The 25050-nt window shown below is 60.9% G+C and carries 27 protein-coding genes; 10 read left to right on the top strand and 17 right to left on the bottom strand.

The window, feature by feature from the left end:
* Nucleotides 1-64: 64 nt before the first annotated feature.
* Nucleotides 65-481: a MerR family transcriptional regulator gene (locus tag IZ6_RS06710; protein ID WP_222877224.1), complete on the top strand. Its 417-nt coding sequence runs from the start codon at nucleotides 65-67 to the stop codon at nucleotides 479-481.
* A 4-nt stretch (nucleotides 482-485) separates the two neighbouring features.
* Nucleotides 486-1133 carry a 5'-methylthioadenosine/S-adenosylhomocysteine nucleosidase gene (locus IZ6_RS06705; RefSeq protein WP_222877223.1) on the top strand — a complete coding sequence of 216 codons (648 nt, stop codon included), beginning with the start codon at nucleotides 486-488 and terminating at the stop codon, nucleotides 1131-1133.
* A 3-nt stretch (nucleotides 1134-1136) separates the two neighbouring features.
* Here the strand turns inward: IZ6_RS06705 and IZ6_RS06700 are convergent, their stop codons facing one another.
* The 3 genes from IZ6_RS06700 to IZ6_RS06690 form a co-directional block, all read right to left on the bottom strand.
* On the bottom strand, nucleotides 1137-1394 hold the full coding sequence (locus tag IZ6_RS06700; RefSeq protein ID WP_222877222.1) for a hypothetical protein: 258 nt from the start codon (nucleotides 1392-1394) through the stop codon (nucleotides 1137-1139).
* A 65-nt stretch (nucleotides 1395-1459) separates the two neighbouring features.
* Nucleotides 1460-2608: a glycerophosphodiester phosphodiesterase gene (locus IZ6_RS06695; RefSeq protein ID WP_222877221.1), complete on the bottom strand. Its 1149-nt coding sequence runs from the start codon at nucleotides 2606-2608 to the stop codon at nucleotides 1460-1462.
* 133 nt (nucleotides 2609-2741) lie between these two features.
* Nucleotides 2742-4052 carry an O-acetylhomoserine aminocarboxypropyltransferase/cysteine synthase family protein gene (locus IZ6_RS06690; protein ID WP_222877220.1) on the bottom strand — a complete coding sequence of 437 codons (1311 nt, stop codon included), beginning with the start codon at nucleotides 4050-4052 and terminating at the stop codon, nucleotides 2742-2744.
* A gap of 232 nt (nucleotides 4053-4284) precedes the next feature.
* On the opposite strand from IZ6_RS06690, the gene IZ6_RS06685 reads away from it, so the two are divergent.
* The 5 genes from IZ6_RS06685 (at nucleotide 4285) to IZ6_RS06665 (ending at nucleotide 7124) form a co-directional block, all read left to right on the top strand.
* On the top strand, nucleotides 4285-4731 hold the full coding sequence (locus IZ6_RS06685; protein ID WP_222877219.1) for an RDD family protein: 447 nt from the start codon (nucleotides 4285-4287) through the stop codon (nucleotides 4729-4731).
* 63 nt (nucleotides 4732-4794) lie between these two features.
* A complete protein-coding gene (locus tag IZ6_RS06680; protein ID WP_222877218.1) occupies nucleotides 4795-5544 on the top strand; it encodes an arginyltransferase in 750 nt (249 codons plus the stop codon).
* 101 nt (nucleotides 5545-5645) lie between these two features.
* A complete protein-coding gene (locus IZ6_RS06675; protein WP_222877217.1) occupies nucleotides 5646-5918 on the top strand; it encodes a hypothetical protein in 273 nt (90 codons plus the stop codon).
* 111 nt (nucleotides 5919-6029) lie between these two features.
* The gene (locus tag IZ6_RS06670; RefSeq protein ID WP_222877216.1) at nucleotides 6030-6452 is read left to right on the top strand and encodes a hypothetical protein; all 423 of its coding nucleotides are present in this window, start codon (nucleotides 6030-6032) and stop codon (nucleotides 6450-6452) included.
* An 84-nt stretch (nucleotides 6453-6536) separates the two neighbouring features.
* The gene (locus IZ6_RS06665) at nucleotides 6537-7124 is read left to right on the top strand and encodes a formyltransferase family protein (protein WP_222877215.1); all 588 of its coding nucleotides are present in this window, start codon (nucleotides 6537-6539) and stop codon (nucleotides 7122-7124) included.
* Here IZ6_RS06665 and IZ6_RS06660 read toward each other — a convergent pair whose 3' ends face one another.
* Complete coding sequence (locus IZ6_RS06660; protein WP_225874029.1) at nucleotides 7125-8285, bottom strand: carboxylate--amine ligase; 1161 nt, start codon at nucleotides 8283-8285, stop codon at nucleotides 7125-7127. It lies immediately after the preceding gene.
* 259 nt (nucleotides 8286-8544) lie between these two features.
* Between IZ6_RS06660 and IZ6_RS06655 the strand changes: the two genes are divergently transcribed.
* The gene (locus IZ6_RS06655) at nucleotides 8545-9489 is read left to right on the top strand and encodes a NosD domain-containing protein (RefSeq protein WP_222877213.1); all 945 of its coding nucleotides are present in this window, start codon (nucleotides 8545-8547) and stop codon (nucleotides 9487-9489) included.
* 79 nt (nucleotides 9490-9568) lie between these two features.
* Here the strand turns inward: IZ6_RS06655 and tatA are convergent, their stop codons facing one another.
* The 8 genes from tatA to urtA all read right to left on the bottom strand — a co-directional run bounded on the left by tatA (nucleotide 9569) and on the right by urtA (nucleotide 16268).
* Nucleotides 9569-9724, bottom strand: a complete 156-nt coding sequence (tatA, locus tag IZ6_RS06650; RefSeq protein ID WP_222877212.1) for a twin-arginine translocase TatA/TatE family subunit — start codon at nucleotides 9722-9724, stop codon at nucleotides 9569-9571.
* Nucleotides 9725-9735: 11 nt separating this feature from the next.
* Complete coding sequence (locus IZ6_RS06645) at nucleotides 9736-10071, bottom strand: FmdB family zinc ribbon protein (RefSeq protein ID WP_222877211.1); 336 nt, start codon at nucleotides 10069-10071, stop codon at nucleotides 9736-9738.
* A gap of 1 nt (nucleotide 10072) precedes the next feature.
* Entirely contained in the window at nucleotides 10073-11302 is a 1230-nt protein-coding gene (fmdA, locus tag IZ6_RS06640; protein WP_222877210.1) for a formamidase, read from the bottom strand.
* A gap of 47 nt (nucleotides 11303-11349) precedes the next feature.
* Nucleotides 11350-12039: an urea ABC transporter ATP-binding subunit UrtE gene (urtE, locus tag IZ6_RS06635; RefSeq protein WP_222877209.1), complete on the bottom strand. Its 690-nt coding sequence runs from the start codon at nucleotides 12037-12039 to the stop codon at nucleotides 11350-11352.
* A gap of 9 nt (nucleotides 12040-12048) precedes the next feature.
* Nucleotides 12049-12831, bottom strand: coding sequence for an urea ABC transporter ATP-binding protein UrtD (gene urtD / locus IZ6_RS06630; RefSeq protein ID WP_222877208.1), 783 nt, complete (start codon nucleotides 12829-12831; stop codon nucleotides 12049-12051).
* A 13-nt stretch (nucleotides 12832-12844) separates the two neighbouring features.
* Nucleotides 12845-13966, bottom strand: coding sequence for an urea ABC transporter permease subunit UrtC (urtC, locus tag IZ6_RS06625; RefSeq protein ID WP_222877207.1), 1122 nt, complete (start codon nucleotides 13964-13966; stop codon nucleotides 12845-12847).
* A gap of 10 nt (nucleotides 13967-13976) precedes the next feature.
* Complete coding sequence (gene urtB / locus IZ6_RS06620) at nucleotides 13977-14903, bottom strand: urea ABC transporter permease subunit UrtB (protein WP_222877206.1); 927 nt, start codon at nucleotides 14901-14903, stop codon at nucleotides 13977-13979.
* 102 nt (nucleotides 14904-15005) lie between these two features.
* Entirely contained in the window at nucleotides 15006-16268 is a 1263-nt protein-coding gene (gene urtA, locus IZ6_RS06615; RefSeq protein WP_222877205.1) for an urea ABC transporter substrate-binding protein, read from the bottom strand.
* A gap of 285 nt (nucleotides 16269-16553) precedes the next feature.
* Here urtA and IZ6_RS06610 point away from each other — a divergent pair, with 285 nt between their 5' ends.
* Complete coding sequence (locus IZ6_RS06610) at nucleotides 16554-19907, top strand: hybrid sensor histidine kinase/response regulator (RefSeq protein ID WP_222877204.1); 3354 nt, start codon at nucleotides 16554-16556, stop codon at nucleotides 19905-19907.
* Nucleotides 19900-20814, top strand: coding sequence for a response regulator transcription factor (locus IZ6_RS06605; RefSeq protein ID WP_225874028.1), 915 nt, complete (start codon nucleotides 19900-19902; stop codon nucleotides 20812-20814). The genes IZ6_RS06610 and IZ6_RS06605 overlap by 8 nt, the downstream gene beginning before the upstream one ends.
* A gap of 17 nt (nucleotides 20815-20831) precedes the next feature.
* On the opposite strand, the gene IZ6_RS06600 is transcribed toward IZ6_RS06605, so the two are convergent.
* The 5 genes from IZ6_RS06600 to IZ6_RS06580 form a co-directional block, all read right to left on the bottom strand.
* Nucleotides 20832-21245 carry a GFA family protein gene (locus IZ6_RS06600; RefSeq protein ID WP_222877202.1) on the bottom strand — a complete coding sequence of 138 codons (414 nt, stop codon included), beginning with the start codon at nucleotides 21243-21245 and terminating at the stop codon, nucleotides 20832-20834.
* 80 nt (nucleotides 21246-21325) lie between these two features.
* A complete protein-coding gene (locus IZ6_RS06595; protein ID WP_222877201.1) occupies nucleotides 21326-22129 on the bottom strand; it encodes an ABC transporter ATP-binding protein in 804 nt (267 codons plus the stop codon).
* Nucleotides 22113-23102 (bottom strand): FecCD family ABC transporter permease, encoded by a 990-nt coding sequence (locus IZ6_RS06590; protein WP_222877200.1) that lies wholly within the window; start codon nucleotides 23100-23102, stop codon nucleotides 22113-22115. The genes IZ6_RS06595 and IZ6_RS06590 overlap by 17 nt, the downstream gene beginning before the upstream one ends.
* The gene (locus IZ6_RS06585; protein WP_222877199.1) at nucleotides 23099-24136 is read right to left on the bottom strand and encodes a FecCD family ABC transporter permease; all 1038 of its coding nucleotides are present in this window, start codon (nucleotides 24134-24136) and stop codon (nucleotides 23099-23101) included. Before IZ6_RS06585 ends, IZ6_RS06590 begins: the two co-directional genes overlap by 4 nt.
* A complete protein-coding gene (locus IZ6_RS06580; RefSeq protein ID WP_225874027.1) occupies nucleotides 24133-25047 on the bottom strand; it encodes an iron-siderophore ABC transporter substrate-binding protein in 915 nt (304 codons plus the stop codon). Before IZ6_RS06580 ends, IZ6_RS06585 begins: the two co-directional genes overlap by 4 nt.
* Between the last annotated feature and the right edge of the window lie 3 nt (nucleotides 25048-25050).

Raw genomic sequence — 25050 nt, 5'->3', positions numbered from 1 at the left:
CATCCTTGATCCGGCCCTGAGGGCACCCTAAAACCTGTAGCGGCTACAGGTTCAAGGAGAAAAAGTGAGTTATTCCATCGGCGAGCTGGCCAAGGTCGCGTCCACGAAGGTCGAGACCATCCGCTATTACGAGAAAATCGGCCTGATGCCGCAGGCGGATAGAACCTCGGGCAATCACCGCTCCTATAGCCGCGGCCACCGCGACCGGCTGGCCTTCATCCGCCATGCGCGCGAACTCGGCTTTGCGCTTGAGGATATCCGCGCCCTTCTCGATTTCTCCGACCGGCCGGAAGCCTCCTGCGCCGAGGCCGATGCGATTGCGAAGCGCCACCTCAGCGACGTGCGCAGCAAGATCTCGCGGCTTCAGGCGCTTGAGCAGGAGCTCAGCCGGATGGTCGAGCAGTGCTCGTGCAATGTCGTCGCCGATTGCCGGGTGATCGAAGTTCTTGCCGATCACCGTCATTGCAACCACGATCACTGAAGCCATGATCAAAACCTACTCCGCCGCCGACGGCCCGCTCAGAGTTCTCTTCCTCATGGCGACGGAGGCCGAATATGGCGCGGCGCTGCGAACGCTGATCGAGCCGGTCATCATCGGCGTCGGACCTGTGGAAGCGGGTGTGCGCACGCTAAAAGCGCTCAACGATCATTCCGCCGATCTTGTCGTCAATCTCGGCTCGGCCGGTTCGCGGTCGCTCAAACAGGCCGAAATCTTTCAGGTCTCGCATGTGTCGTACCGCGATATGGATGCGAGCCCTTTGGGATTTGAAAAAGGCGTCACGCCGTTTCTCGATCTTCCGGCGGAGCTGTTCATTCCGCAGCGCCTGCCCGGCATCCCCACCGCGCGCATCGCAACCGGCGCCTCCATCGTCAATGGCAGTCAGTATGATGCGATCGATGCCGATATGGTCGATATGGAAAGCTATGCCGTGCTGCGCGCCTGCATGATCGCGGGCGCCGGCATGATCTGCCTGCGCGGTGTGTCCGACGGCGTCGAAGAGATCCGCCGCTTTTCGGACTGGACGTTTTATCTCGCCGAGATCGATGCGCAGCTTGCCGCTATCGTGCGGTCTTTGCCCGATGCGTTTGCGGCTTTGCCGAAAGCGTATTGGAAAGCCCCGATCTCCAACTAAAACTCACCAGCTGAAGAGATCGAGGAACCACTCGAACACCGCGCCGAAGAAGGCGAACACATCATCGAGCGTCAGGCGCGGCCAATCGAAAACCATGGCCGGGATCTGATAGAGGGCGATCGCGGTGCCTGCGCTCGCCATGCCGGCGGACACGCCGAGCTTGAAGGCCGAGACAAGGCCGATCACGATCAGAACAAAAAACGCCAGAACGAGAAGCGCGACAAGCGCACGGCCGCGGCGTTTCGAAACTTTGTCTTCCATCGCCTTTACCTCAGCGCCCGCCCTTAAGAACTTAGTCGGCGGGCGCCAAGGAAAGGTTCATGCGTTTAGCGCTGGGCGACGCCGCGTGCCTTCACGGCGTGGTCCGGATAGTCGCTGAACACACCATCGACGCCGAGATCGAAGAAGGCGCGATATTCGGCCACCGGATCGTTCTTGTAGTCGGAGGCAAGGCGCTTCGGCTCGCTACGGAAGGTCCAGGTGTGAACGAAGAGGCCGAGATCGTGCGCGGCCTTTACAACGCCCGTGTCCTTGATCAGCACGCGATCGCGCTCGTCGACCGCGCCATCGCCGTTCAGATCGTCCGGCTTGCCGTCATTGTTGGCATCGGTCTGCTTGCCGGCCATCAGATACGGCTTCCAGGGACCGACGCCATCCGCATAGGTCTTGATTTCAGCGAGACCCGCCGGAGTGACGAGGTCCTTGAAGGTGCGCTTGTCGCCGGCAACGACATAGTCATACGGCTGCTCGAGCGGCGCCACGAGAACGATATTGCCGTCCTTGTCGACATCTTCCGCATCGACGAGCTGCACGAGACGAACATTCGTGCGCGTGTGCAGATATTTCAGATTGGCCGTCTCGAAGCTCTGGATGATCACCGGCGAGGTCTTCTCGGTCCAGCCTTCCTTCTTCAGCCGGTCGACAAGCTTGTCTTCGATGGCGAGGCCCTGCGCCGCATGGAAGATCGAGTGCTTGACTTCCGGATAGATGCCGATGGTGCGGCCGGTCTCGGTGCTTTTTTTCTTGGCAAGCTCGATGACTTCATCGAGCGAGGGAATGGCATATTTGCCGTTATGGCTCTGATCGCGGTCGGCCATAGGCTGCTTGGCCTTCAGCGTCTTGATCTCGGCGAAGGTGAAGTCGGACGCAAACCAGTCGGTCACATCGAAGCCGTCGAGCTTCTTCGTCGTCTTGCGGTCGGCAAATTCCTTGCGCTCGGAAATATCGGTCGTGCCGCCGAGCATCGGCTCATGGCGGGCGATCAGAACGCCGTCTTTGGTCGAGACGAGATCGGGCTCGATGAAGTCGACGCCGCTTTCAATGGCCTTCGTATAACCCTCGATCGTGTGATCGGGGAAATAGCCGGGCGCGCCGCGATGGCCGATGACGAGCGGCTGGGCATTTTGCGCAAAGGCCGCCGGAGCGGCGAGAACAGTGGCGGAAATCAGAATCGCAGAAGCGAAAGTGCGGAGCATGGCAGTAACCTTTCGGAAGACTGCCCCAAGCTGGCCGGGAAGCATGACAGGCTGTTAACGCCCTCATGAAAGACACAACCGGCGACGCGAGGCTTGCTGTGTGCGAAAAACAAGCACCGCGCCGCCGGTAGTATCAGCTCGCCCGCTTGAGCGGCACGGCCGATCTTTCTAGCGCCTGGTCGAGATCGGCGATGATATCGTCGATGTGCTCGATGCCAACGGAAAGGCGTACATAGCCGTCGGTGACGCCGGTCCGCGCCTGTTCGGCGGCGGACAATTGCGAGTGCGTCGTCGATGCCGGATGAATGGCAAGGGTGCGCGCATCCCCAATGTTCGCCACATGATATATCATCTTTAGCGAGTCAATGAAACGGCGTCCTGCGTCCATCCCGTCCTTGAGCTCGAAGCCGACGAGACCGCCGTAACCACCCTTCAGATAGACCGCGGCGCGGCGCTTTTGTTCGGCGTCGCTGTGCATGCCGGCGAAGATTATGCGCTTCACCGACGGATGTTTTGACAGATGAGCCGCAACGAGCGCCGCGTTTTCGCAATGCGCTTTCATGCGCAGCGGCAAGGTTTCCAAACCCTGAAGGAACATGAACGCATTGAACGGAGACATCGCCGAGCCGAGATCGCGCAGGAGCGTGACGCGGGCCTTGATGATGTAGGCGATCGGGCCGAGAGGCTTCACAGCCTGCGTCCAGATCGCGCCGTGATAGCTCGGATCGGGCTCGTTCAGCATCGGGAATCGCTCGGCATGCTTCTCCCAGTCGAAATTGCCGCCGTCGATGATGATTCCGCCGACCGAGGTGCCGTGGCCGCCGATATATTTTGTCGTCGAGTGCACGACCACCGCCGCGCCGTGATCGAACGGCCGGCAGATGATGGGCGCTGCCGTGTTGTCGACGATCAAGGGCACGCCAAGCTCCCGGCCGATCTTTGCGACTTCGGCAATCGGAAAGGCATTGAGCTTGGGATTGGCCAGCGTCTCGGCAAAATAGCAGCGCGTGCGCGCATCCGTCGCGCGGCGGAAATTTTCCGGATCCGACGGATCGACGAAACGGGCTTCGATGCCCATGGTTTTCATCGTGTTCGCAAACAGCGTCCACGTACCGCCATAGAGATCGGTCGAGGTGACGAAATTATCGCCCGCATGGCAGATGTTCTGGATGGCGAAGAATTCCGCCGCCTGCCCGCTCGACGTCGCAAGCGCCGCAACGCCGCCTTCGAGCGCGGCGATTCGCTCTTCGAGCACCGCCGTCGTCGGATTCATGATCCGCGTGTAGACATTGCCGAATTCCTTCAGCGCAAAAAGATTGGCGGCATGTTCGGTACTGTTGAACTGGTAGGACGTCGTCTGATGGATCGGCGGCACGACCGAACCTGTCGTCGGGTCGGCCCGGTGCCCCGTATGGAGCACGATTGTTTCGGGTCGCTTGCTCATGGTGTTCCCTCGCTCTTATCGCCCTTCGGTTGCGGGGCGTTTAGCGAGGCAATGTTTCCGGAGTTTTTCATGGCTGAAACATTTAGCGGTGCAAATTTTAGCGTTCGCGGCGCGCAGAGCCGTATTTTGCCTTGCCGCACAGGCCGATAAAAACGCCTCAGCGGTGTGGTTTTCGCCCTTGTCCGGCCCTCTGGATTTCCCACATTTACCGGAACAGGAATGAGGGCCCACCATGACCGCCGACGACCGTTCTTTCCCCGTCTATCATCCCGCCGCGCTCGATGGCGTGCGCCGCAAGCGCATGATCGCCTTTCTGATTGACTTCACTTTGGTCTGCATTCTCTGGCTGATCGCCTGCGTGATCGTCGGCATTCTGGGCGTTGTCACGCTCGGCCTTGCCTGGCTTCTTTATGGGGCCGTCTTCCCGATCGTTGCCATTCTCTATTCGGGCGTCTCCATCGGTAGCCGCGGCGCGACCCCCGGCATGCGGGCCATGGGCCTGATCTTCCGCCTCGATACCGGCGAACAGCCGAATTTCTGGCAGGGTGCCTTCCACGTCATCCTTTTCTACGTGATCACGAGCTTCACCGGCGGGTTGGCCCTGCTCATTTCGCTGTTCAACAGCCGCAAGCGCCTGCTCCACGATATGCTGATCGGGGCGACCGTCGAAAATGCCTGATGGAAGCTTGGCGTTTACCCCTCGAGTGCTATCCTCAGGGTCGAGGAGTTTTGACCTAAGACCGTGACCGAACATCCGCGCGATACGCCGCAATTTTATCTGACGGCGCCATCACCCTGCCCCTATCTCCCGGGGCAGACGGAACGGAAGGTTTTTACCCATTTGGTCGGTGAGCGCGCGGCTGCGCTGAACGATCTTCTGAGCCAGGGCGGCTTCCGCCGCAGCCAGACCATCGCCTATCGCCCGGCTTGCGAAAACTGTCAGGCCTGCGTCTCCGTCCGCGTCCTCGTCAATGAGTTCGACTGGAGCAAAGGCTTCCGGCGTATCCGCGAGCGCAATGCCGACATCATCGGCAATATGCGTGCCGCCATCCCCTCCTCCGATCAGTATTCGCTGTTCCGCCGTTATCTCGATGCCCGTCATGCCGATGGCGGCATGGCGTCGATGAGCGTGCTCGATTACGCGATGATGATCGAGGACTCGCATGTAAAGACACGCGTCGTCGAATACCGCCAGCGCGGCCCGGACACGGCGATCAACGGCCGCGGCTCGGGGCCCCTTCTCGGCATGGCGCTGACCGATGTGCTGACGGACGGGCTCAGCATGGTCTATTCCTTCTACGATCCCGAAGAGATCGGCCGCAGCCTCGGCACCTACATCATTCTCGAGCATGTGCTGCGCGCAAAGGCCATGGGCCTGCCGCATCTTTACCTTGGCTATTGGATCCACGGCTCACGCAAGATGGAATACAAAGCGCGTTTCCGCCCGCAGGAGCGGCTTGCGCCCGGCGGCTGGGAACGCGCCGAAGCGTAAGCTGTCCTAAATTTACGCCAGAAGAATTAGCCTGAACGATTTGGAAAGAAGGTCTTGGCAAACTTGCCGGTGAGAGCAACACTCTTGCGGCAAGGCGTTCAATGACTACGGCAACGATCAAGCCTCTTCATTCCCGTATCCGTTCCGGTCAGACTCGTCCCGGCGATGACCGCCGTTTCGCCAAAGCGCTTGGCATCGGCCCGGGCGATGACCGCCTCTCCCTCTGCTCGGAAGCGCTCTCCGGTTCCGTCCATGCGGCACTCGATCTGTGGCGCTCGCTGTTCCCAGGCCGCCCCCTGCGCATCCAGGTCGAGCACACGCCGTCCGCCCTTCGCATGTGCGCCCATCTTCTGACCGAGGTCCGGCCCGCCTGATCAAGAGGGCTGATCGGCATTTTGAGACGCGGACGCACTTCCGCCGCACGGGCTTGCCATTTCGTCACGTTCCGGGCCTAACCTCAGCCCATTCAAACGGGACGGTTTTTCATGATTCGACTTCTGACAGCGGCCACTTTGGCCGGCGCCATGTTTGCGGCCAGCGCTGCCTCGAGCCAGACCGGCGCGCCTTTGCCGCTTGCGACTTCGGCTCCTCAGGAGGCTGCGAAACAGCCGTCGGCCGCGGCCTTCAACGGCAAATGGAGCGTCCTGATCGTCACCGAAAACGGTACCTGCGACCGCGGCTACCGCTACACGCTGATCATCGACAACGGCAACGTCACCTATGGCGGCAAGAACAATTTCAACGTTTCCGGTCAGGTCGAGGGCAATGGCGCGGTGACCGTCAGCGTGACCCAGGGCAATCAAGGGGCGCTCGGCGTCGGCAGGCTGTCGGGCAAATATGGCCGCGGCACCTGGGAGGCCCCGGCTGGCGGCTGCTCGGGCCGCTGGGAGGCCGAAAAACGGGGCTGAAATTACCGCTTCGCGGCAGCCTTCAAGTCCTATAATCAGGCCGCCTCACCCCTGTGAGGCGGCTTTCTTTTCCGGAGGATCCTTATGAGGATCGCGCTTATCGGCTCGCGTTGGTTCGGAGCCGAAATACTCAAGATTCTCAAGGCTCGCGGCCATGACATTCATGTGGTGGCGCCGGATGCGGAAGACCGCCTGGCCAAGACCGCCGTGGAGCTTGGCCTAACCCCGGTTCTGCACACCGGCCGCCGCAAAGTCACCCATGAGGATCTCCCGGGCGAGTTCGATGTCGTGCTCGGCGCGCATTCCCATGCCTTCATCCCGCTCGACAAGGCCAAGATCGCCTCGCTCGGCTATCATCCCTCGCTCCTGCCCCGCTGGCGCGGCATCGCGGCCGTCGAATGGACGATCAAGGCCGGCGATCCGATCGCCGGCGGCAGCGTCTATCATCTCAGCGACGAGATGGATGCCGGCGGTATTGCCGCGCAGGACTGGTGCTTCGTTCTGCCGGGAGAAGACGATGCGAGCCTGTGGCGGCGCGAGCTCGGCCCGATGGGCATTCGCCTGATCACGGAGGTGATCGATGAGATCGCCAAGACCGGCACCTGCCGCTCAGATCCTCAGGACGAGCGCTTCGTGACGATGGCGCCGAAGATCAAAGCGCCGGCCGCCTGATCAATTGCGGCGCAGCGAGAACCATTTCGTCGCGACGCGCAAAAGCCCGAGCGGAATATCGACCAGGGCCGGAAGCGGATCGTCGGTCGAAAACAGCGCCCAGGTTCTGACCTTGCCGAGCGAGGCGAGATAGTCCCCCGGCGAAAGCGCGCCCTTCAGCATCATCTGTATGCTCGCCACAAGATCGCGCGGCAGATACATCCAGGCTGTGCCCGAAGTGGCTTCGGACACGATGACCGGCTCGGTGCCGGTGGCGATATTGTAGAGCAGCGGACCGTAATCGACGCCCGCAGCTTCCGCGATCCCGAACCAGGTCCAAAGGCGCGGATTGACGTCGACAAGCTTCAGCTGGCCCGAGCGCGGATCGCGCTTGAATTCGATTTCCACCAGACCGTTGTGATGGATGGAGGCGAGAAATTTGCGCCCGAGTTCGATGACGTCCGGTGCATCGACGACATCGACAAAGGTGCCGGTGCCGAATTCGACCGGCTGCTGGCGAAGCCGCCGCGCGGCAAATTCCGCAACGGGATGCCCGCCGCTCCAGAGCCCGGTGTAAGACAGCTGCGTTTCACCGCCACCGGGCACGAGTTCCTGTACAACGACATTCTCGCCGCCGACATAGCTTGCAGCGCGCCGATACAAAGCAAGGAAGGTCTCGCGGTCGTCGGCCCGCCAGGCCTTCGCCAGCGTCAGCGGATTGCGTGCGATGCGCATGCTCGGCTTTAGAACGACCGGATAATTGAGCGTTGCGGCTTCGGCTGCCGGGACCGAAGTGATGTTGTAGATCTCAGGCACGCCGATGCCGAGTTCCTGTGCGCGCCTGTAAGCTTTCGCCTTGTCGCAGGCGAAACTGAGCTCCGCCCAGGGCGTCGTCGGCAGCCGGTACACACGCGACAGAGCTTCGAAATTCTGCGAGATCAGTTTGACCTCCGCATCGCCCGCCCCGAGCAGGACATAGCCGTTGAGGCCGCTCTCATTCGCAAGATCCAAAAGATATTGGAGAGCCGCGGGATCTTCGGCTCCAGACCAGCGCAGGCTTTTGAGAATGTAACGCGAGAAGCTGGGGACACGCGTCTCGTCGGTGATCTGCCAGACGGGAATGCCGCGGCCGCGCAGGCAGCGCCCCATTGCGATCGCACCATGGGCTCCGCCCAGGATCACGATACCCGGAACCTTCGCGCTCTCAGCCATTGCGCCGCACGAAATGAGCCTGATCCGTCAGGCTGCGCAGCCAAAGCGCAAGAAATCCCATTGCCCCAATTCCAGCGCCGCGAAAGGAAGGCGGCCACCGCGTTGTTAGCACGCCCCGGTTAATGAGTTCGCCCCGCATCGCCTCGCCAGCGTCTATGCTCTTTTTAGATGTATATATAACATCTACAATCTAACGAAGAGTGACCGCAGCGGACAAGGGGGGCACGCGATGAAGCGTATCATATTGTCTCTTATAATGATTTTCGGATTTTTTGCGATTGCCGGCTCGCCGGCTTCCGCTCAGGCGACACGCACTTGGGTGTCCGGTGTCGGCGATGATGTGAACCCGTGCAGCCGCACAGCGCCTTGCAAGACCTTCGCCGGAGCCATTTCGAAAACGGCGGCCGGCGGCATCATCAACTGTATTGATCCTGGCGGATTTGGCGCCGTCACCATCACCAAATCGATCACCATCGATTGCAAGGAAGGGGGCGGCATTCTGGCTGCGGCAACGAACGGCATCATCGTCAACGCCGCCGGCATTGTCGTCAGTCTCCGCAACCTCGTGATCGAGGGCGCCAATACCGGCCTCAACGGCGTCCGGATCATCAACGCTGCGGCGGTTCATCTCGACAATGTCACCATCACCCAGTTTAAGGCAGGCACGGCATCCTGCGTGCGTGTTGAGACACCCGCCGGCGCGACGACTGAACTTACAATGACCAACAGCAAAATTACCGATAGCGGGATAGCGCCTACGGCCGGAGGCGGTGTTGTATTGCAGCCCGCGGCCGGAGGAAATGTACGTTTTGCTATAGATCAGGTGACGATCTTGAATACGACCAACGGTATTTTCGTAAATTCTCCGGCCTCGGGCTCGGTACGGGGAACAGTTTCTAACAGCCTGATTTTTGGTAACGACAATGCAGGGCTCGTTGCCCAAACCGCGGGCGCGGCAACCCGTATCATGATCGACCAGACTGTGATCGTCGGAAATCTGTTTGGCCTCTTCGCCTCAGGGGGAGCGGGCGTTGTGGTCGGTGACTCGACGATCACGGCCAACACAACCGGCATGCAGGTAACCGGTGGAACAATCCAGAGCTTTGGCACCAACAGGCTGATCGACAATACAACCAACGGCGCATTTACGCCGCCAGCTGTTTCCCAAAACTGACGTCATTGCGAATGAACGGCGACATTGAGCGCCAAGTCGGAATGTGCCGACTTGGCTGACGCGCTCATCCTCTACCCGTTCAGACGCGCTCATCCCCCGTCTCCGCGCCTTCCCGCATGCCACGCTTGAAGCTCTTGATGCCTTCGGCGAGGTCGCCCATCGCGCCCGAAATCTTGCCGCGTCCGAACAGGACGACTGCGACAAGCGCGACAATGGCCCAGTGCGAAAGACTCATCACATCTCTCCTCAGTGCGAGATCATCCAGGGGCGGCTCGTCGGAAAGCTCTTCGAGCCGTCCTTGCCGTACCACGTGAGACGGCCCTTTTTCTTCGAGCCGGAGGAACAGCACGAACAATTGGCGCCATGCGTTTTGGTGCTTTTCGGCTCGTGCTGGCTGCGTTCATTGGTGGCAAAGGCCGTACGGCGTCCCGCATCCATATTCGCCAGCATCGGTGCCGTCAGCATGACACGCGGCGCTTCCGTTCCACACTCCGGACAGTCATGCGGATCGGCATATTCGGCCATCGGACGGAGTGCGGCGAAAGGGCCGCACTCCGCGCAGGCGTACTCATAGACCGGCATTTCAGAGATCCTTGGCCAGTGGAACGTCGATCTTGCCATCGATGAACTTCTTCGGACCTTCAGCGGTCGGATTGATGTCGAAGTCGAAGATTTCCGTCGGCAGCCACAGCGTCGCACAGGCGTTCGGAATGTCGACGACACCCGAGATGTGACCCTGTACAGGTGCCGTGCCCAGGATCGCATAGGCTTGAGCACCCGAATAGCCGAACTTTTTCAGATATTCGATCGCGTTCAGACAGGCCTGACGATAGGCGATATGGACGTCGAGATAATGCTGCTTGCCGCCCTCATCGACCGAGATGCCCTCGAAGATGATGTGGTCCTTGTAATCGGGTTTGATCGGCGATGGCTTGAAGATCGGATTCTTGATCCCGTACTTCGCCATCCCGCCCTTGATGAGCCCGACCTTAAGATGCAGCCAGCCCGCCATTTCGATGGCGCCGCAGAAGGTGATTTCGCCGTCACCCTGGCTGAAGTGGAGGTCGCCCATCGAGAGGCCGCCGCCCTTCACATAGACCGGGAAATAACAGCGCGAGCCGCGCGACAGATCCTTGATGTCGCAATTGCCGCCGTGTTCGCGCGGCGGAACCGTGCGCGCACCTTCGGTCGCCGCCTTCTTGGCGTCATCGCCCTTCATGCGGCCCATATGGGCGGTTTCGGCGTAAGGAAGCGCCGCAAGCGGCGGCGTGCGGCCCGGATCGGTGTCGAACAGCGCCTTCTCGCGCGTGTTCCACATATCGAGCATCTTCTTGTCCGGCAAACAGCCGATCAGGCCCGGATGGATAAGACCGGCCCAGGAGACGCCGGGCACATGGCGCGATTGCGTGAACATGCCCTTGATGTCCCAGATCGATTTCTGGGCTTCGGGGAAATGCTCCGTCAAGAAGCCGCCGCCGTTCTTCTTCGAGAAGAAGCCGTTGAAGCCCCAAAGGCTGTCCGGAAACGCGCCGACATCGAGGAAATCGACGACGAGGAGATCGCCCGGCTCCGCACCCTTGACGCCGACAGGTCCCGACAGGAAATGCACCTGCGAGAGATCGACATCGCGCACGTCCGACGCATCGTCGTCGTTCTTGATCTGACCGCCGGTCCAATCGACCGTTTCGATGATGAAGTCGTCGCCCGGCTCCACCCATTCGACGATCGGAATGTCGGGATGCCAGCGATTGTGAATCTTGTCGTTGTCGTAAGCGGAGCCGTTGAGATCAACCTTGATCAGTGTGTCGGCCATCTTGCCACCCTTTTCCCTTTCAGAATTTTCCCGTCTTTCCGTCTTCGCTAGACGGACAAATAAGCCGCCACTTTCTTCTCATCGATCTTGGACCGCAGATCTTCGCGGACGATGTTTCCGTTCTCGATGACAAGCACTCGGTCGGCGATGTCGAGTGCGAAACTCAGAACCTGTTCGGACACGACGATCGACAGACCCTTCTCGTCACGAATCTTCTTTAGCGTCCGGCCCATCTCCTTGATGATCGAAGGCTGGATGCCCTCCGTCGGCTCATCGAGAAGCAGAACCTTCGGCTTCGAGGCGAGAGCGCGTGCGATCGCAAGCTGCTGCTGCTGACCGCCCGAAAGATTGCCGGCACGGCGGCCCTTCATTTCGAGAAGAACCGGAAAGAGTTCGTAGATGTCGCCGGGCACCTGGTTCTCGCCGGTGACGGTCAGCCCCGTCTCTATGTTCTCTTTCACCGTCATGGTTGAGAACACCATGCGCCCCTGTGGGACATAGGCCATGCCGTCAGCGACCCGCTCGAAGCTTTTCAGATTGGTGATGTCAGCGGTACCGACTTTCACCGAGCCGCTCTTGGCCGGCACGATACCCATGAGGCTCTTCATGAGCGTCGTCTTGCCCATGCCGTTGCGGCCCATGATCGCGACGATTTCGTTGGGCTTCACATCGAAGCTCACGCCGTGCAGCACTTCGCTCTGACCGTAAGAGACATGAAGTTTGGAAACGTTCAGCATGTCCCGCTCCTAGTGTCCGAGGTAAACTTCAACGACTTTGGGGTCGTGCTTCACATGATCCATCTTGCCTTCGGACAGGACCTTGCCCTGGTGCAGAACCGTGACCTTGTGGGCGATGTCTTCGACGAATTTCATGTCGTGCTCGATGACGATGATCGAGCGGTTGGCGATGATCTTGTTGAGGAGCTCGGCGGTCTTTTTGCGCTCCGACACGCTCATGCCGGCCACCGGCTCGTCGAGCATCAGAAGATCGGGGTCCTGGATCAGCAGCATGCCGATTTCGAGCCACTGCTTCTGGCCGTGCGAGAGGAACTCGGCGCGCTCATTGAGCTTGTTTTCGAGGAAGATCATTTCCGCGACTTCGAAGACGCGATCGCGCACCGTGGCGTCGCGCTTGAAGGCAAGCGCGCCGAACACCGAGCGTCCCTTCGGGTAGGAAATTTCGAGATTCTCGAAGACAGTGAGATCGTCATAGATCGACGGCGTCTGGAATTTGCGGCCGATGCCGGCCTGCACGATCTTCGACTCGCTCATCCGGGTCAGTTCCTGACCGCGGAACTTGATCGAACCCGATGTCGCTTTAGTCTTGCCGCAGATGAGATCGAGAACCGTCGTCTTGCCGGCGCCGTTCGGTCCGACGATGACGCGGATCTCGCGCTCGTCCACATAGAAGGACAGATCGTTGACCGCCTTGAACCCGTCGAAGGACACGGTGAGCGCTTCGACCGCCAGAAGAAAGTCCGGAGCCATCTGATCGGAGATCACGCCCGCGCTGTTGATGGGGGGATTCATATTCGTTCTCTCCTCACTCGGCGGGGCTGCCCTGCGGGAGCGTCCCGCCGGGGATGATTTCGGTCTTCTTGCTCAGAAGACGCTTCACGTAAGGCTCGACATAGCTCGTGTAGATACCGGCCAGTCCGTTCGGGAAGGCGAGAACGACGGCGATGAACAGGCCACCGAGGCCGAGCAGCCAGAGCTCTGGGAAGCTTTCCGAGAACGAGGTCTTGGCCCAGTTGACGAGAAGCGTTCCGTAGACAGCGCCGAGGATCGAGAGCCGGCCGCCGACCGCGGCATAGATCACCATCTCGATCGAGGGCACGATGCCGACAAAGCTCGGCGACATGAACCCGACCTGCAGCGCAAACATCGCGCCACCGACCGCCGAAATGCCGGCCGCCAGGCAGAACACGAAGATTTTGAAGCTCGAGACGTTGTAGCCGGAGAACCGGACACGATCTTCCTTGTCGCGCATGGCGACGAGGATGCGCCCGAGCTTCGAATGCTTCACGAAGAAGGCAATGAGCAGGCAGCCGATGAGCAGCAGCGCATTGACGAAGTAGAGGATCAGTTTCGCATCGTCCGTGCGGATATCCCAGCCGTGCAGCGTGCGAAGATCGGTGATGCCGTTAATACCGCCGATATAGCCCTGCTGACCGACGATCAGGATGGTCAGGATGGCGGCGATCGCCTGCGTGATGATGGCGAAGTAGGTGCCACCGACGCGGCGGGTGAACATCGCAAAGCCGATGATGAAGGCAAAGAACACAGGCACTGCGATGACCAGGATGAGAGTCAGCGGCAGTGAGTGGAAGGGCTCCCAGAAGAAAGGCAGCTCCGTGATCTGGTTCCAGTCCATGAAGTCCGGGATGCCGGGGGTCGACTGGATCTTGGTGTTCTCGACGCTCGAAGCTTCGAGCTTGAGATACATCGCCATGCAGTAACCGCCGAGACCGAAGAAGATACCCTGCCCCAGCGAGAGAATGCCGCCATAGCCCCAGCACATCACAAGGCCGAGCGCGACGAAGGCGTAGGTCAGGTACTTGCCGACAAGATTGAGCCGGAAAGTATCGAGTGCGAGAGGCAGCACCGCCAGGATCAGCAGTGACAGGATCGTAAGACCGATCAGTTCTTTTCGAGAGAGGATCATTTGCGTTTCCTCAGCGGCGCACTTTGAGGGTGAAGAGACCCTGCGGGCGCAGCATCAGGATGCCGACCACGCTGAGCAGTGTAAGGACCTTGGCCATGGAGCCCGACAGGAAGAACTCCAGAGTCGACTGGGCCTGCGAGATCGAGAAGGCCGAGGCGATGGTGCCGAGAAGGCTCGCCGCGCCGCCGAAGACGACCACAAGGAATGTATCGACGATGTAGAGCTGGCCTGCGGTCGGACCGGTCGAGCCGATCATGGTGAAGGCAGAGCCCGCGACGCCGGCGATGCCGCAGCCGAGAGCAAAGGTGTAACGGTCGACCTTTTCGGTGTTGATGCCGACGGCGCCCGCCATGATGCGGTTTTGCACGACGGCACGTACCTGTTTGCCCCAACGCGACTTGAACATCAGCAGCGCAACCGCGACCGTGATCGCAAGCGTCAGACTGATGACGAACAGGCCGTTGATCTGCACCTCAATCGTATCGGTGATAGCAACCGAGCCCATCATCCATTCCGGCAATTCAACGCCGACTTCACGAGCGCCGAAGAACGAACGGTAAAGCTGCTGCAGAATGAGGCTGAGGCCCCAGGTGGCGAGCAGCGTATCGAGCGGCCGCTTGTAGAGGTGACGTATCATCACCCATTCGATGAACATTCCGAGCACGCCGGAGGCGATGAACGCCAGGATCATCGCGAGGAAGAAGTAGCCGGGAAACAGCGGCGGCAGATAGTTCAGGAAGAACTGAGAGGTGAAATAGGTGACATAGGCGCCGAGGATCATGAACTCGCCATGCGCCATGTTGATCACGCCCATCTGGCCGAAAATGATCGCCAGTCCGAGCGCCATCAGAAGATAAACGGAAAACAGGATGAGGCCGGAAAAGCCTTGCATCACAAAAATGGAGCCCAGCTCCGCCAATGAATAATCTGCAAACATCGGAAACTCTCCCGGCGCGCCCGCACGCCCAGTCTCAGCCATAAGTCCCGAAAATCACCTCGCGGGAGAGACCGCACGTCTCTCCCGCGAAGCTTTTTGTTGTTACTGATAGCCCTTCGGGAAGGGATCCGGCTGGATGAGTTCTGCCGTCTCGAAGACGACCTTGAACTGACCGTCCGGCTGCACCTGTCCGACGCGAGCCTTCGACCACAAATGGTGGTTCTCGTGGATCTTGACGTAACCTTCCGGAGCTTTGGTGAACTCGATGTCCGGCGATGCGGCTGCGATCTTGTCGACGTCGAAGCTGCCGGCCTTTTCGACCGCAAGCTTCCACAGGAACGGACCGAGATAGGCGGCTTGCGTGACGTCGCCGATGACGGTCTTTTCGCCCCACATCTTCTTGAACTCGGTCACGAACTCCTTGTTGTTCGGATTATCCAGCGACTGGAAGTACTTCATGCAGGCATAGGCGCCCTGGATGTTTTCGCCGCCGATACCGTCGATTTCGTCTTCGGTGACCGAGATGGTCAGCAGCGTCTGCTTCGACAGGTCGATGCCCGCGGCTTTCAGCTGCTTGTAGAAGGCGACGTTCGAGCCGCCGACCACCGCGCAATAGATTACGTCCGGCTTCTTCAGCTTGATCTTGTTGATGACCGAGTTGAACTGGGTGTGGCCGAGCGGCAGGAACTCTTCGCCGACGACTTCCGAGCCTTCGAGATGACCCTCGATGTGCTTACGTGCGATCTTCATCGACGTACGCGGCCAGATATAGTCGGAGCCAATGAGATAGTAGGTCTTCGCCTTCTTCTCCTTCGACACCCAGTCGAGTCCGGCGAGAATCTGCTGGGTCGCTTCCTGACCCGTGTAGATCACGTTCTTCGACTGCTCGAGGCCTTCATAGAAGGTCGGGTAATAGAGCATGCCGTTATACTGCTCGAACACCGGCAGCACCGCTTTACGCGAGGCCGAGGTCCAGCAGCCCATAACGGCCGCGACCTTGTCGTTGACGAGGAGCTTCTTCGATTTTTCAGCGAAGGTCGGCCAGTCGGACGCGCCGTCTTCCTGGATGAACTTGATTTTGCGGCCAAGCACGCCGCCCGCCGCATTGATCTGCTCGATTGCAAGCTTCTCGGCCTGAACCGAACCCGTTTCCGAGATCGCCATCGTGCCGGTGATCGAGTGGAGAATACCGACGGTGACTTCGGTATCGGTGACGGCAAGGCCGGTCGTATTGACTTCCGCCGTCGCGGGACCCGCGCCGAACGCATATTTCGGCATGAGCGCCATGGCCGGGATAGCGGCCATGCCCATGAGCAGTTTGCGGCGGAGAGAAGACTCCAGACCGCGTTCCTTATCGTTTTCCATGTCGTACCCCCTGTTTCGAGACAGGTTTTGTCTCGTTGACGGGGATCGTGGGTCGAGTTCGGAGGCGAGAGTTATACGTCAATTGACGTATGTGGGTTGCGGCACCGACCACGCACTCTTGGCCCCGCGCCTCCCCGGGCGAAGTGCCGCCAGTGAGTTTTGGTCTGGCGGCACTTCGCTCTTTCGCATGCGCTTAACCACAAATAAGGCGTGCGCAATCGGCGGGGACGGAACGGTTCTTGCTACCTGTTCAGCACGGCGTTTCACGGGGGATTTTGAAGGAAAATGTCGGGCAGTCAGCGCATCGTCAGGGTGCGGCGGCAATATAATCAGTGGGTCGCCAACCAGACGCTCGAGGACTTCGCACTTCGCTTCACCGCGGAGCGCGCCCGTAAATGGTCACCCCTGCGCGTAGGGCATACCGCCCTTGCGGCCATATCATTCCTCGCGCTCGAAGCCATCGGCGGCGCGATCACATTGAATTACGGATTCACCAATGCGGCATTGGCGATCCTCGTCGTCAGCGCGCTGATTTTCCTCACCGGCCTGCCGATCAGCTATTACGCGGCGAAATACGGCGTCGATATCGATCTGCTCACCCGCGGCGCCGGCTTCGGCTATATCGGCTCGACCGTCACTTCGCTGATCTATGCGAGCTTCACCTTCATCTTCTTCGCCATCGAAGCCGCCATCATGGCGCTCGCTCTGGAGATGGTCTTCGGCCTGCCGCTGGCGCTGGGCTATATCGTCTCTTCCATCGCCGTCATTCCGCTCGTCACGCACGGCATCACCTGGATCACAAGATTTCAGACCTGGACGCAGCCGCTCTGGGTTTTGCTGCACATACTGCCCTTCGCCTTCATCTTCTTCGCCAATCCGCAATCGCTGCAGAACTGGACGAACTTTCCGGACGATCACGGCGGCGGCTTCAACATTCTTCTCTTCGGCGCCGCCGCCAGCGTCGTCTTCTCGCTCGTTGCGCAGATCGGCGAACAGGTCGACGTGCTGCGCTTCCTGCCGCGCGAGCGCAAAGGCAACAGGTTTCGCTGGTGGATATCGCTCGTTACCGCCGGCGCCGGCTGGGTCGGCCCCGGCGCGCTCAAAATGCTGCTCGGTTCCTTCCTTGCGGTCCTTGCCGTCTCGCACGGCTATGATTTCGAACAGGCCGCGCAGCCGACGGATATGTATCTCGTCGCCTTCAGCTATGTGACCCACTCGCCGGGCGCGGCGCTCGGCCTTATGGGCCTGTTCGTCGTTCTTTCGCAGCTCAAGATCAATGTCACCAATGCCTATGCCGGCTCCATCGCCTGGTCGAATTTCTTCTCGCGCCTGACGCACAGCCATCCCGGCCGCGTCGTCTGGCTGGTGTTCAATGTCGCGATCGCTCTGCTTCTGATGGAGCTCGGCATTTACCGGGCGCTTGAGCAGACGCTCGGCCTCTATTCCGTCGTCGCCGTCGCCTGGGTCGGCGCGCTCGTTGCCGATCTCGTCGTCAACAAGCCGCTGGGCCTCAGCCCCAAACATATCGAGTTCAAGCGCGCCCATCTTTACGACATCAACCCTGTCGGCGTCGGCGCCATGGTGCTCGCCTCGGCAAGCGCGCTTCTGGCCTTCGGCGGCACGTTCGGCGAGGTGCCGCAGGCGCTCGCGCCGTTCATTGCGCTCGGCACGGCTTTCGTCGCCGCACCTGCCCTCGCCCTTCTCACCCGTGGCCGCTACTACCTCGCCCGCAAACCGCGCGAGGACTGGGGCGGCGCGCTGCAGGTTCAGTGCTGCGTCTGCGAGCATCATTTCGAAACGCAGGATATGGCGGGCTGCCCGGTTTATTCCGGCCCGATCTGCTCGCTCTGCTGCACGCTCGATGCGCGCTGCGGCGATCGATGCAAACCGCATGGCCGCGTCTACGAACAGATTTCGGCGGTCATGCATGCCACCCTGCCCGCCCACATCGCCGATCATCTGAATTCCGGCATCGGGCGCTTTGTCGGCGTCTTCCTGCTCAGCGCCGGCACGATCGCGACCGCACTTGCGCTCGTCTATTTCCAGGCGACCGTCAACGCCGCCGATCAGAAGAACATCATCGCCCACACTTTGTGGGTCGTCTTCTTCATCCTTCTCATCATCTCCGGCATCGCTTCCTGGCTGTTCGTTCTCGCGCATGAAAGCCGCAGAGTCGCCGAACAGGAATCGGCCAGCCAGACACGCCTCCTGCTGCAGGAAATCGAAGCGCATGAAGAAACCGATGTGCAGCTGCAGAAAGCCCGCGACGTCGCGGAAGCTGCCAATCAGGCCAAGAGCCGCTATGTCATGGGCATCGGCCATGAACTCCGGACGCCGCTGAACGCGATCCTGGGCTATGCGCAGCTGATGGAGCGCGATGAGTTCATGCCGGCCCATCGCCGCGGCGGCGTGCGCGTCATCCGCCGCTCGGCCGAACATCTGTCGGGCCTGATCGACGGCCTGCTCGATATCTCGCGCATCGAATCGGGGCGTCTGCAGCTCAGCCGCGACGAGGTGCGCCTGCCGGAATTCCTCGATCAGATCGTCGAGATGTTCCGCCTGCAGGCCTCCGCCAAAGACCTGCAATTCCGCTTCAAGCGGCCCGAACACATCCCGGCGGTGATTTCGAGCGACGAAAAGCGGCTCCGGCAAATCCTGATCAATCTTCTGTCCAACGCCATCAAATTCACATCGAGCGGACAGATCGCGCTGCGTTTGACCATCCGCAGCGGCGTTGCCGAGTTCGAGATCGCCGATACCGGCCCCGGAATTCCGGAAGAGGATGTGGAGCGCGTCTTTGCGCCGTTCGAACGCGGGCACGGGCTCGATCCCGACACGACGCCCGGCATCGGGCTTGGCCTTACCATCACCAAGCTGCTCACCGAAATCATGGGCGGCGAAATCCTGCTGAAGTCGACGCCGGGCAAAGGCACGACCTTCACCGTCCGGCTTCTCCTGTCGGCGGTCGCCGACCCGCTGCTCGATCTGCGCCCGCATCGCCGCATCGCCGGCTATACCGGCGAGCGCCGCACCATCATCGTCGCCGACGACGATGCTGCCCATCGCGACCTGATGCGCGAGGTTCTCGTGCCGCTCGGTTTTGTGCTGCTCACCGCATCGGACGGCGCAAGCTGCATTGCGCTTGCCGAAGAATGCGAGCCCGATCTTTTCCTTCTCGATATCGCCATGCCCGGCATGGACGGCATGGAAACGGCAAAGCGGCTGCGCGCGGCGGGCCATGAGCGCGCTGCCATCGTCATGGTCTCGGCCAATATGACCGCGACGAAGGCGCAAAACCCCGACGATGCACATGACGACCTCATTCCAAAACCCGTCGATCTGCAGAAGCTGCTCGACAGTATCGAGAACCTTCTGGGCCTCGAATGGACGTATGAGACGTCGCAGAAGAAGAAGGTCCTGCAGATCGCGCCGAAAATCTACGCGCTGGCGCAAAACCATGTCGAAGAACTGAAGCGCCTTGCGGGCATCGGCTATATCCGCGGCATTCAGGCCAAACTCGCCGAAATCGAAACGCAGTCACCCGAAAGCAAGGGACTTGTCGATGATCTCAATGTCCACGTCCGCAATTTCGATCTCCGACGCTTCGTCGCAGTCCTGGAGGCAATCCCGGGTGAATGACACGCTCCATCCGCGCGACATCGTTCTGATCGTCGAAGACAGCGTCGACAATCTCGGCATGCTGACCCAGGCTCTCGAAGAGTCCGGGATGACGGTCCTTATCGCCATCGATGGCGATGCGGCACTGGCGCTTGTCGGAGAAATCACGCCGGACATTATTCTGATGGACGCGATGATGCCCGGCAAAGACGGCTTCGAGACGACGCGGCTTCTGAAGCGCTCGGACAGCCTCTCGCATGTGCCCGTCGTCTTCATGACAGGCCTCAGCGAGACCGAGCATATCGTGAAGGGCCTTGAGGCCGGCGGCGTCGATTATGTGACCAAGCCCGTCGCGCCGGATGAGCTTGTGGCGCGCATCCGCGTCCATCTCGCCAATGCCAGAGCCACGCAAGGCGCACGCATGGCGCTCGATGCCAGCGGACGGCATCTTCTCGCCGTCAATGCGTCGGGCGAACTGCTATGGGCAACGCCGCAGGCGCGGCGGCTTCTGGCCGATCGGATGACGGGCGTGCCCGATCATCTCATACTGCCGCTCGCTGTCCGCGCCTGGGTGTCCAAAATTCCCGGCACCAATGCCTCGCCCTCGCCGGTTACGGTTGAGACCGGGCCGCGCAAATTGCAGATTTCGTTTCTCGCCCGCACGGGTCCCGACCAGTTCATGCTGCGGCTGACGGAAGAAGATCCGGAAAGCGCGCAATCGGCGCTCCGGGACAAGCTGTCCCTCACCAATCGCGAAGCGGAAGTCCTGCTCTGGCTGGCGCGCGGCAAATCCAACAAAGATATTGCCGAAATCCTCGGCCTCAGCCCGCGCACGGTGAACAAGCATCTCGAGCAGATCTACTCCAAGCTCGGCGTCGAAAACCGCGCCTCCGCCACCGCCATCGCAACGCAGGCCTGGAGCGGCTGAGCGAAAGCGCGAAAGCCTTAACTCGGCATATCGGTAAATTGAGGGATATCCAGCGGCTTCAGCCACGCATGGCGGCGCTTCGTGAACATTTCGACCGTCGGCTTGATACCGTCGGTGTTGTCGAGGCTGCTGATCTGGACGAATACCGTTTTCGGAAAACTATCGAGCTTGCTTGTGTAAAGGCGCGCGGCGCATTTCGGACAGAAATTTCGGTCCAATCCGTTTCCAGACTGCGCAATATAATGAAACGCCGTTGTCTCTCCGCTGATCATGGTGAAGTCGTCTTCGGGTACGGGGAACCACACCGCCGCTTCCCCGCCTGACGCCTTTTTACAGTCCAGACAATGACACATCGCTATAAAGGTCGGGTCGGTGTCGAACTCGAATTTAACCGCGCCGCACGCGCACTGCGCCGTATGCTTCTTCGCCATGACAATCGCTCCTTCCATTGATCATCCTGGTTGCCGCTCCGGAAGGAAACCACGATCATCCCTCGAAATCTAGGCGGTCGTCAGGGCTTGACCGGAATGGGCACGCAGAGCGGCGCGCCGTTTGTCGGATCGTCGATGACCATGCAGTCGACGCCGAAAACGTCTCTTATCATCTTCGGTGTCACGACATCGCGGGCGCTGCCGGACGCAACGACAGCGCCTTCTTTCAGTACCGTCACGCAATCGGCATAACGCGCCGCTTGATTGAGATCGTGCAGCACCGCGACAATCGTTGTGCCGCGTTCGACGGTCAGACGATGCAGAAGATCGAGTACCTCGATCTGATGGGCGAGATCGAGATAGGTCGTCGGCTCATCGAGAAGTAGAATTCCCGTCTCCTGCGCAAGCGTCATTGCAATCCAGGCGCGCTGCCGCTGCCCGCCGGAGAGCGTATCGAGCAGCCTGCCCGACAGAGGCTGCATGCCGGTGATGTCGAGCGCGCGCACGCACGCCTCTTCATCCGTCTCGGACCACAGTCCGAAAAAGGAGCGGTGCGGATAACGCCCCTGCTCCACAAGATCGCGGACCGTCAGCCCGTCCGGTGTGACATGCGTCTGCGCCAGCGATCCGATGCGGCGGCCGACGGCCTTGGCCGGGAGCGCTGCGATCGACTGGCCGTCGAGCAGAACCGCCCCGCGCGAAGGCTTCAGATGTCCGGCGAGTGCGCGCAGGATCGTCGACTTGCCGGAGCCGTTCGGCCCGACGAGAGCCGTGAAACGCCCCTCGCCGATGGCAAGATCAAGCCCTTTGACAATGGTCGTTTTGGCATAGCCGAGCGCGGCGTTCTCGGCCGCGAGCGATGATGATTTACCGGAATTGGGCATCGCGCCGTGTCCACAAAAGATAGGCAAAGAAGGGAGCGCCGATCAGCGCCGTGACGAGACCCGCCGGCAATTGCGCGGGTGCGATCAGAGTGCGGCCCGCAAGATCGGCGGCCATGACAAGCGCGCCGCCGCCAAGCGCCGCCACCGGCATCATCAGCGCATGGCGCGGCCCGACGAGATGGCGCGCCAGATGCGGCGCCACAAGGCCGACAAAACCGATGAGGCCGGCGGCCGCCACCGCCGCGCCGCAGATCATGCTGCACAGCAGGATCATCGCACCGCGCACGAGATGAACGCGCTGACCGATGGCCTGGGCCGGAGCATCGCCGAGACCGAGCGCATCGAGCTCGCGCGCCGACATCCAGGCGAGAAGAAGCGGCAGGAGCAGCCAGAGAAAGAGAAGCTGAAGCTTGACCCAGCGGCTGTCATAGACGCTGCCGGACAGCCAGATCATGGCGCGCTGCACCGCAGTGACATCGCCGAAGGCCGACATGAAACCCATGGCCGCGCCGCAGAGCGCGCTGATGCCGATGCCGATGAGAATGATGCGGGTGGCGGACGCGCCGCCACTCAGCGACAAAAGATAGATCGCAAGGCTTGCGGCCAGCGCGCCGGCAAAGGCGAACCAGGGCAGAAGATGCAACGGCGCTTCGCCCATCTGCACGATGAGCAGCATCGCGGCGACGGCCGCGCCGCTATTGATGCCGAGCAGCCCAGGCTCGGCCAGCGGATTGCGCATCACCGCTTGAATGATGACGCCGCCGACGCCGAGGGCAAGGCCGACAAGAAGGGCCGTCAGAACCCGCGGCAGGCGTATATCGAGCACGATCATCGCCGCCTGCGGCTCCCGCGCCTCAGCGCCCGTCAGGATCTGCACGATATCGCGGACGGGAACGGCATAGTCCCCGAGAGACAGAGATGCCGCAAGGAGCGCCAGAATGAGAATGAGAAGAACGGTAACGGCGCGGGTCATCTCATCCCCGTCCGGGTGCGCACGAGATAGATGAAGACCGGCGCGCCGATGAGCGCCATGGTCACGCCGACTGGAATGTCCTTGCCCGGCAAAAGGCCGCGCAGAAATCCATCGGCGGTGACGAGCAGCACCGCCCCCGCCAGCGCCGAGAACGGCAGTATCCATCGGTAATCCGCGCCGATAACGAGCCGCGCGATATGCGGGATGACGAGCCCGACAAAACCGATGGGCCCCGCCAGCGCCACCGCACTTCCGGCGAGCAGAACGACCACAATGCCCGACACCCAGCGCCACCGCGCCGCATTCTGGCCGACGGACCGCGCCACATCGCGGCCGAGGCTGAGGACCGTGATCTGCCGTGCGATGACCAGCGCCGCGGCAAGACCTATCAGCGCATAGGGAGCGACGGCCGCGACTGCCGCCATGCTGCGGTCGGCGAGCGAGCCGATCGACCAGAGCCGCACCGCATCGAGCGTTGCCTGATCGAAGATGAGAATGGCGGTCGTCAGCGCCGTCAGGAAACTTGTGAGGATGGCGCCGGCGAGCGCGAGCTTCAGCGGGGTTGCGCCGCCCGGACCTATCGACCCCAGCGCCTGCACCGCGCAGGCCGCAATGGCAGCTCCTGCAAAGGCAAACCAGATATAGAAGAAACTGGCCTCGGTGCCCCAGAGGACAATAGCAATGACAATGGCAAAGGCCGCACCTGCATTGATGCCGAGGAGATCGGGCGACGCCAGAGGATTGCGCGTCACCGCCTGCATGATGGCGCCGGCAACGCCAAGCGCCGAGCCGACTACAAGCGCGGCGAGGACGCGCGGCAGGCGCACCGCCGTCACCACAACATGATCGCGAGTGCCGTCGAACTGAAACAGCGCATCGAGCACATTGCGGATGGATAGATCGGACGAGCCGACGGTCAGCGCGATCGCGGCCATGGCCAGCATGGCGCCGCCGAGCACGAGAAGCACGGATATCCGCCAGACACCGGTCCGGCGGAAATCTGCGGCCGCCGGAAAGCTCTCGACGGTCGTCATTGCGTTTTCAGAATATACCGCTCGATATCGTCGAGCACGCGGTTGGCGGAGGCAAGACCGGAAAACTCCATCCATGTGCCGGCATCGACGCGGTAGACGCGGCCGGCTTTCACCGCCGGCAGCATTTTCCAGAGCGGGTTTCCGGTGACTTCCTCATGCCGCCCCGAGGTATCGGAATTATTGCCGCCGCCGATAATGTAAAGCAGCACATCGCCGTCGAGATTGGAGAGCGCCTCCCAATCCGGGCGCTTCAAACCGGTATCGTCAGTCACGGTCTCATAGGCGGAGCGTCTGACCCCGGCATCCTGCAGCACTTCGAACGGCGCATAGGCGTCAGGTCCGTCCGTATAGACCTGGAAGTCCCAGCTGGTGATGCGAAGCACGGAAACGCGAGTGTTCGGCATGCGAGCACGGATGGAAGCAACGCGCGCGTCATAGGGCGCAAAGAAATCGGTCTTGCGCGCGCCCTGCCCCGTCGCATCGGCAATGGTCGAGAAGATATCGCGCCAGTCGCGCGCATTGTAGAGAAGTGTCGGCGCGATCTGCGACAGCATCGGGTAGTAGGCATCTGCGAGCCCGGAGCCGATGATGAGATCGGGCTTTGCCCCGATCAGCATCTCGATACTCGGTTCGAGATAGCTGCCGAGATCGATGATCGATTTTTCCTGCGCGCGCGCTTTCAGCACCGGATCGCTCATCTTGAATAAAGGCGCGGCGACGACCGGAAGTCCGAGCTCCAGCGACATTCCGAGGCTGAAGGTCGGATCGATGACGGCGATGCGCTTCGGCTCTTTCGGTACGCAGAGCGGCGTGTGCAGCACAAATTTGGAGTCGACCAAGCGGCCCTCGCAGGCGGAGACGGCGGGCGCGGCCAAAAGGAAGGCCAATACGGCCAGGGCGATCTGTTTCATGGC

The sequence above is a fragment of the Terrihabitans soli genome, assembly GCF_014191545.1.
GTDB lineage: Bacteria > Pseudomonadota > Alphaproteobacteria > Rhizobiales > Methylopilaceae > Flaviflagellibacter > Flaviflagellibacter soli.
The sequence above is the reverse complement of the archived record's forward strand: the minus strand, read 5'-3'. Positions and strand labels throughout refer to the sequence as shown.